The 6000-nt window shown below is 47.1% G+C and carries 7 protein-coding genes; 3 read left to right on the top strand and 4 right to left on the bottom strand.

The features are described from left to right. Positions 1-67: 67 nt before the first annotated feature. From ABIB38_RS21445 to ABIB38_RS21455, 3 genes are read right to left on the bottom strand one after another with little or no spacing between them, the layout of a single operon-like run. Positions 68-265 carry a hypothetical protein gene (locus ABIB38_RS21445; RefSeq protein ID WP_429206726.1) on the bottom strand — a complete coding sequence of 66 codons (198 nt, stop codon included), beginning with the start codon at positions 263-265 and terminating at the stop codon, positions 68-70. A gap of 33 nt (positions 266-298) precedes the next feature. After that, positions 299-628, bottom strand: a complete 330-nt coding sequence (locus ABIB38_RS21450) for a hypothetical protein (protein ID WP_429206727.1) — start codon at positions 626-628, stop codon at positions 299-301. A 30-nt stretch (positions 629-658) separates the two neighbouring features. Beyond that, entirely contained in the window at positions 659-874 is a 216-nt protein-coding gene (locus tag ABIB38_RS21455) for a hypothetical protein (RefSeq protein ID WP_429206728.1), read from the bottom strand. 185 nt (positions 875-1059) lie between these two features. Here ABIB38_RS21455 and ABIB38_RS21460 point away from each other — a divergent pair, with 185 nt between their 5' ends. Together ABIB38_RS21460 and ABIB38_RS21465 are read left to right on the top strand one after the other, a co-directional pair. Continuing rightward, the gene (locus tag ABIB38_RS21460; RefSeq protein ID WP_429206729.1) at positions 1060-3867 is read left to right on the top strand and encodes a class I SAM-dependent DNA methyltransferase; all 2808 of its coding nucleotides are present in this window, start codon (positions 1060-1062) and stop codon (positions 3865-3867) included. A 56-nt stretch (positions 3868-3923) separates the two neighbouring features. After that, positions 3924-4271, top strand: coding sequence for an H-NS family nucleoid-associated regulatory protein (locus ABIB38_RS21465; RefSeq protein ID WP_429206730.1), 348 nt, complete (start codon positions 3924-3926; stop codon positions 4269-4271). A 44-nt stretch (positions 4272-4315) separates the two neighbouring features. Here the strand turns inward: ABIB38_RS21465 and ABIB38_RS21470 are convergent, their stop codons facing one another. Beyond that, positions 4316-4723, bottom strand: a complete 408-nt coding sequence (locus tag ABIB38_RS21470; RefSeq protein WP_429206731.1) for a hypothetical protein — start codon at positions 4721-4723, stop codon at positions 4316-4318. 923 nt (positions 4724-5646) lie between these two features. On the opposite strand from ABIB38_RS21470, the gene ABIB38_RS21475 reads away from it, so the two are divergent. Further along, positions 5647-5910, top strand: a complete 264-nt coding sequence (locus ABIB38_RS21475) for a PAS domain-containing protein (protein WP_429206734.1) — start codon at positions 5647-5649, stop codon at positions 5908-5910. The last annotated feature ends 90 nt before the right edge of the window (positions 5911-6000 follow it).

Below are 6000 nucleotides of genomic sequence, written 5' to 3' on the forward strand. Positions count from 1 at the left end.
AGGTTTGAACATTGTTTAGATAGAAATGGATATCTGTAAAAGAAAAAGCCCCAAAAGGGGCATTCGTTCAGAATCTTTGTTCAAGCATTAGAAAGTGGGTGTCTTCAACGCTGGTTCTGTATCCATGCACTAGGTAATCCTTAAAGCCTAACTTTGTGCACATGTCTTTAATTTGCACTAAAATTTTTTGGTTAAGAACTTCAACGAAAAAGTAAGCTGTTCCTGACTCTGATGCGTAAAGTAATTCGTGTTCGTAATATTTCATAGTGTTCTCCTTATTATTATTGGTTAGAGTGGTTCAGTTTGTAACGGATATTGCTATGGTTCTTCCAAACAAATTATCAATGGCTTTGCGTGCAATCTCAACATTGTTCTGAAAAGTGAAGGTCGCCGTTTTCACTGAACGAAGAACTCTCTCGCCTGATCCGTCTTCATTAATATGTGTCGCGTTGATGTGCAACTCTCTTGATCCATTAACACCGAACTTCGGGTTGCTGTGTATGACTTGATAAACGAAGTCATTGACTGTGAATTCAACAATGTCAAACTCCTTGCGGTGAGTGATTGCTTGAATCTTTGTGATTGCTTCTTCCTTGAATGACTGTTCAGTGATAATTAATGTGTTCATAGATTTCCTTTGTTTAGTAGTAGGGTGTGCTTAGTTTAATCCGTTCTCAATCGCTTCTTTAAGGCACGCACTGTATGCGTCAATGGTGCCGTCAAGTCTCTTCCATTCATGCACAAAGTAGTATTCGCCGTCCGCGTAGAATCTTGAAAGAGTAGGTGTGCTTCTTTCGCTGAAGTCTAAGCATACTTCTATGACTTCATATGTATTACCTGTGTTGATTTTAATTCTGACATTTTTAGTATTCATGATTGTTTCCTTGTTTTGTTAATATTAATATAAAAGAAATATATTAAAAAGCAAGGTTAAAGCAAGGTTAAGTTATCAATATTATTCAATTGGATATCGGTTGATGGGAAAAGAGAACCGACAGTTGTTGACCGCCGAGTGTTGCCGAGGGAGAATGTCAGGATAACTACACCTTGAGATGCCTGATGACCCTGACTAAGAATGAAATTCGTAGGCGACTGACAGCCTTTGCCAAGCTCCAAAGAGATGCGAAAAGCGAGCGGGGGCAATCCCAGACCTTCTGGCTGCGGTTTTACGAGTGCTTCGGTATCCGTGCGGAGAGCGCGACGATTTACGAACAGTCGGTCAAGAAGCTCAGTGGCGCACCAGGATTCATTGACAGCTTCATCCCCGGAAAGCTGATCGTTGAGCACAAGAGTGCAGGGCGAGACTTGGACAAGGCGTTTGACCAGGCGAGTGACTACTTCCTTGCCTTAAAGGAGGGCGAGCGTCCTCGCTACATCATTACAAGCGACTTCGCCCGTATTCGTGTCTATGACTTGGCAACTGGTGGGGGCTACCGTCAGTGCAAGCTTTCCGACCTTTCCAAGAAGGCTGACTGGTTCATGTTCTTGGTCGACGGTGAGGTGGTGGATGTCACTGAAGAGTCTGATGCCGACCGGAAAGCTGCGTACACCATCAGTAAGCTCCATGAAGCCCTGCTGCGACAGAATTTCAAAGGGCGTGCTCTTGAAGTCTTCCTGACTCGCTTGCTCTTCTGCCTGTTTGCCGACGACACGAACATCTTTGGCGACAACGGCATGTTCCTCAAGCTCGTGCGAGCGACGAAGGAAGACGGTAGCGACGTTGGCCGTGTGCTCTCCGAGTTCTTCCAGGTGCTTAACACCCCCGACCAAGACCGTCAGAGCAACCTTGATGAAGCGCTCATGCAGTTCGCCTACATCAACGGTCGCCTGTTTGAAGAAAACACACGTATTCCCTCGTTTGATACTGACTTACGCAAGGTCCTGATTGAGTGTGCTGCGCTCAACTGGAGCGGGATCTCGCCTGCAATTTTCGGTGCTATGTTCCAAGGGGTCTTGGAAGAGCATAGTCCTGACGGTGCAGATAGTTCTAACAGGAAGGCGTCACGCCGTGAATTTGGGGCCCACTACACGAGCGAGCGCAACATTCTTCGTGTGATTAATCCTCTCTTCATGGATGACCTGCGCGCTGAACTGGAAAAAATCAAGAAGAACAAGAAGCTGCTCCAAGCCTTCTATGACAAGCTCCCTGAACTGACGTTCTTCGATCCTGCCTGCGGCTGCGGAAACTTCCTTGTGATTTCATTCCGAGAGCTTCGCCAGCTTGAGATGGATACCATTGAGGCCATGAGCGACATTGGCCTGACGAATGCTGGTGGCGGTGGCCTGCTGGACATCTCAACTCTGTGCCGCGTAAAGGTGAGTCAGTTCTACGGTATTGAGATCGATGAGTCAGCCGTTCATATCGCCAGGGTAGCCATGTGGATTACCGACCACCAGTTGAACACAGAGGCGGCAACGCGTTTTGGTGAGACTCGTCCAAGTGTGCCTCTCATTGATAGTGCAACGATCTATCATGGCAACTCGCTTCGCACTGAGTGGGAAACCGTTCTTCACCCTGACAATTGCAGCTACGTGCTTGGCAATCCTCCGTTCATTGGGCATCAGGTTCGCACGCCTGAACAGGTTAAGGATATGGATCTTGTATGGGGCAAGGATGGGCGTTTTGGTCGCCTAGACTATGTGACTTGCTGGCACAATAAAGCAGTTGCCTACATGAAGAAGAACGAGGAAATCGAGACTGCACTCGTTTCAACGAACAGTATTTGCCAAGGTGAGCAAGTCGGAATTTTGTGGAGCTACATGCTCGCGCAAGGTGTGAAAATCAAGTTCGCACACAGGAGCTTCCAGTGGAAGAATGAAGGCAAGGGTGTAGCTGCGGTTCACTGTGTGATTGTCGGAATGTCGCTCTTCACTCCTGCGAAGCGGGCTATCTATGATTACGAGTTCAATATCAAGGGTGAGCCGACCCTGATACCTGCGAAGACTATCAATCCCTACCTGATTGACGCGGCTGATATTTTGCTCCCATCCAGGAACAGCGCTCCACCAGGTATGCCGAAAATGGGGAAGGGAAGCCAACCGACAGATGGCGGTCACTTGATCTTGACTGAAGAGGAAAAAGACGAGTTGATAGCGGAAGAACCGGGCGCCGAAGACTGGCTCTATCCGTATATCGGAAGTGACGAACTCATCAACGGGAATGGCCGCTGGTGCTTGTGGCTCAAGGGGATTGCTCCCAAGGCGCTCAAGGCCATGCCGCTTGTCTATGAGCGTGTGAAGCAAGTTACAGAGTCTCGCCTAAAGAGTCCTACCGCTAGCGTGAACGAATATGCGCACAAGCCGAGTCTGTTCACCCAAGACCGTCAGCCCGACATTGACTACCTTGCCGTGCCTGAGGTTTCTTCGCAAAACAGAAGATTCATCCCTATCGGATTCCTGCCTAAGGAAGTGATTGCCAGCAACAAACTTCAGATCATTCCTGAAGGGACGATGTATCACTTTGGTGTCTTGTGCAGCACAATGCATAATGCTTGGATGAGGGTTGTTGCGGGTCGCATGAAGAGTGATTACAGCTATTCGCCAGCGGTCTACAACAACTTCCCTTGGCCTGACACGGTAGATCCTAAGGACGAGCAAGCTATCATTGCGGCCGGGAATTTGGTTCTCAAGGCTCGAGAGAAACACCCTAATGCTACGCTGGGTGAATTGTACGATCCGACTGCAATGCCGCCAGAGCTTATGGAAGCTCACAAGAAGCTTGATCGCGCGGTTGATGCCATGTTCGCTTACAAGGGAAGTAAAGACGATCCTACCAGGGTAGCCTTCTTATTTGCCAAATACCAAGCGAAGACTAGTTTGCTTCCAGCAGTGACAAAGAAGAAGCCTAAGTTGAAGCTTGCAGCTTAACTATATTATCTCGTATCATTCGCCTACGAATTCAACTAACAACGTGAAAGATGCAAATGTCGAAAATTGATCTGTCTGGTTACAACCTCGCTGAGCTTAAAGGTCTGCAATTTGATATTGAGAAGGCAATCAAGGATCGTCAGAGTGGCGACTTGAAGAAAGCTCGTGAAGAGATCCAGGCAATCGCTCAACGCTTGGGTGTGTCCGTGGAAGCTCTGCTTGGTGGTTCGGGCGGCAAAGCTGCTGGAAAAGCCAAGGGTGGCACTGGTGTGAAGGTGGAGGCCCAATATCAGAACCCGGCTGACAAGTCGCAAACATGGTCGGGCCGTGGTCGCCAACCAAAATTTGTGGTCAACACGATTGAAAATGGCGGAACGCTGGAAGACCTGCGAATCAAGAAGTAAGGTTCTACCAGGTGACACGCAAAATGCCCCGGATGGGGCATTTTTCAAAATGAGTAGAATTTTTGACGCATATGCCGCATTTGGGAAAGTGTGAAGGTAAGAATTGCTTCATGGGGCGAACAGCATGAAATTACATGGCGAAGAACAATAAAGAAGTCCTCGCGTCGTCGCTCTGCAACTATGGGAATGTTGATGAGTGTTATACCTCGTTGCACGCAGTTTCGCTTCTTGATGAAATCTTTATAAACTTGAACTCGATATTGGATCTCACGCTGGTGTCCATATTGTCTAGACTTGCTTACGCCGTGGTGATGCTCGCCATCGTGTTCAAATGCAAGCTTAAATCTCTCATTGTAGCCATCAAGTTCTAATGTAAAGTTAGTAAGCGGGTTACGATTCCAATCTGGACGAACGGAAGGTAAGCTGAAACCAAAGTAGGTTTCCAAAATCATTCTGACTCGCTTCTCAGATCGATTATTCGTCCTTGAGCACGTCGCACACCATCGACCAGCCCTAACCACTTTAGAATAGCTAGCGTCCCAAGTGTGGCCTTTGGCGCATTGCCAAGACAGCTTATCGTCACACTTTACATATGAAGTGCTGAGGCAAATACCGTTTTTCGCGAGCGCATGCATTTTTGCTCTTTCAAGACCGTCAGACAATCTAAGCCCGTCAATTGTGCATTCTTTGCACCAGTTTTCCTTTCTAACGATTGCGTCATATATGCTATGCCACTCGTGATTGTTACCACACCGCCAATGTAGCTTCGTTTTAGTACTGTTGAACTCTGTACTCAAGCATAATCCTCCTTTACGGATTGCATATGCTTGTGCCTCATCTAGTCCATTTAGCAGGGAACGGCTCTTACTGTAGCATTTGCGACACCATCTACCGTCATTTACGACATGTGTATATGAGCATTCCCATTTGTGACCTTCTGCGCATTGCCAACACATTTTGGTACCAGCATTTATGTAGTGACTGCTGAGACACTTTCCTCCGCGTGCTGTCGCTGCCTGAACTGCTCTTAAATAGTTCTCTTTTTTTGTTCTTATTGTTTTCATATTTTCTAGAATTTATTCTAAATACTCTAGCAAATGAAATAAAGAAGTCAACGAACCAATTTGCAAAAGTAGAGACCTTCAAGCTTTTATAGCGTTGGAAGACTGGACATCTTCAATGTCTAAAGTGTTTGAAATTATGAGAGCCAGTTGCCGGCAGAACGGTAGCACTGGTGATCGGCAACTTTTGAGTGTCAATACACCTGCTGATCGGTTATAATACCAAGTGTGTACGTCATGAACCAACTTCAGGTATCCCAATGAACAAGCCAGCACTGACAGGGATGACACAGCCGCACGCGGCCGAACCGTCCATGATCCCAGGCGAACTAACACTCTTCCAAGCAATCACAGAACACATACCGAATGCTGCTGTGTTTGTAGTTGACCAGGACTTTCGATACGTACATGCGGGGGGCAGTGGATTAAGAGCCGCAAACATGAGACCAGAGGACTTTGAAGGGAAGTTTCTAGCTAACGTAGTGCCGAACGACCTTTTGAAGCAGTACTTGTCAGACTACACTGCGATTTTCTCTGGAGAAACTTTCATCCGAGAGCATACTGTTGGCTTACGGTAATCCCCCCGCAAAAAGAGCGCGATCAGAAGTAGAATTTTCTACTTAAGATACAGAAAGCTCTACATGAAGACCTCCCGTTTTACCGACAGC

Source organism: Massilia sp. UYP11, from assembly GCF_050434805.1.
Lineage (GTDB): Bacteria > Pseudomonadota > Gammaproteobacteria > Burkholderiales > Burkholderiaceae_D > Telluria.

Coding starts and splice junctions, on each gene's coding strand:
- ABIB38_RS21445 (WP_429206726.1), bottom strand. CDS start 265: ATGAAATATTACGAACACGAATTACTTTACGCATCAGAGTCAGGAACA.
- ABIB38_RS21450 (WP_429206727.1), bottom strand. CDS start 628: ATGAACACATTAATTATCACTGAACAGTCATTCAAGGAAGAAGCAATC.
- ABIB38_RS21455 (WP_429206728.1), bottom strand. CDS start 874: ATGAATACTAAAAATGTCAGAATTAAAATCAACACAGGTAATACATAT.
- ABIB38_RS21460 (WP_429206729.1), top strand. CDS start 1,060: ATGACCCTGACTAAGAATGAAATTCGTAGGCGACTGACAGCCTTTGCC.
- ABIB38_RS21465 (WP_429206730.1), top strand. CDS start 3,924: ATGTCGAAAATTGATCTGTCTGGTTACAACCTCGCTGAGCTTAAAGGT.
- ABIB38_RS21470 (WP_429206731.1), bottom strand. CDS start 4,723: ATGATTTTGGAAACCTACTTTGGTTTCAGCTTACCTTCCGTTCGTCCA.
- ABIB38_RS21475 (WP_429206734.1), top strand. CDS start 5,647: ATGATCCCAGGCGAACTAACACTCTTCCAAGCAATCACAGAACACATA.